At 52.6% G+C, this 1008-nt stretch carries 2 protein-coding genes; both read right to left on the reverse strand.

What is annotated here, in order from left to right; all coding sequences use genetic code 11:
* On the reverse strand, window positions 1-403 hold a 403-nt coding region (locus tag INT21_RS15200), incomplete at its 3' end, for a hypothetical protein (RefSeq protein ID WP_226930668.1).
* Between the two features lie 17 nt (window positions 404-420).
* Window positions 421-732 carry a hypothetical protein gene (locus INT21_RS15205; protein ID WP_193068434.1) on the reverse strand — a complete coding sequence of 104 codons (312 nt, stop codon included), beginning with the start codon at window positions 730-732 and terminating at the stop codon, window positions 421-423.
* Window positions 733-1008 lie beyond the last annotated feature (276 nt).

Genomic DNA, 1008 nt, shown 5'->3' on the forward strand with positions numbered 1-1008 from the left:
CACTCGCGATGGCCGGGGCGCTGAGGGTACCCACGGCGGCGCCCGTAGCGCCTTGCGTTCCGCCGGTCAGTGCGCCGATGGCGGTGTGGGCGGCGAGGCGTTTAGTGCCATTTTCACCCCAGTCGCTTTGTAGCTGATCGGCCTGGGCGTTGAGTTGGTTGGCGCGTTCGCTGTCGCCCGCGGCCTGAGCCTGTTGGGCTTGCAGGCGCTTGCTTTGCGCTTCTTCGAGCTTGGCTTGGGCGGTGTCGCCCACTAACTGGCTCGCCCGCGACCCAAATTCCTGGGTAATGGCTGCTTGAGCCTGCACGTCTTTTCTGACGCTTTCTGCATCAAAGATCGGTGCAATGCCGGTGTCTGCATCGCCGGTGCTTAGTGTGCATCGTAGTTGGCGAAGTCGGTGCAAATCGCGTCGTTGGCAACCTAACCCCATGGATATCCATTAAACAGGAATAACGTAAAATAACCAATCAGCGCCAAAACAAACGCTATCAGTCTTGGCACACTCCCATCCTCCACTCTCACCCCACCGCCAGCAAACGAAATATATTTATCGTAAAAATAGGATTGTGCCGCCTGCCCAAAAAAAAGCTGCCCAACCAATACACCAACAAAATACTCCCACTCTCCCCAAAAACGTAAAGCAGCGTTTAAAAAAGAAAGGAAAACCATAAACCAAAGTATATAGACGCGATATTTTTTTATCCCCTCTAACCATGCGTCCTTTGAGCTCATAAGCCTTTCCCCAGTTTAAAGACACTTATATCAATCGATAATGTTAGTCGCATTGTCCGACACCTCGCCCCATACTCCCGCCAAATCCAACGCCGCAGTAATTCTTGCAGCCAATGGGGCAGGTACACCTCGAGCTATTGCGTATCTTTCAAACCCTGCACTCGCCACCTCCTTCGTTGCTGATGTAACAAATTCGTCTTTTAAGTAGCCAGATAACAAACCTGCCACACTCCCCAGGGAAAATGCATGAAAACCCGCGCCATGATGCGGCTTTCA

The sequence above is a fragment of the Halomonas sp. 3F2F genome, from assembly GCF_014897805.1.
Lineage (GTDB): Bacteria > Pseudomonadota > Gammaproteobacteria > Pseudomonadales > Halomonadaceae > Vreelandella.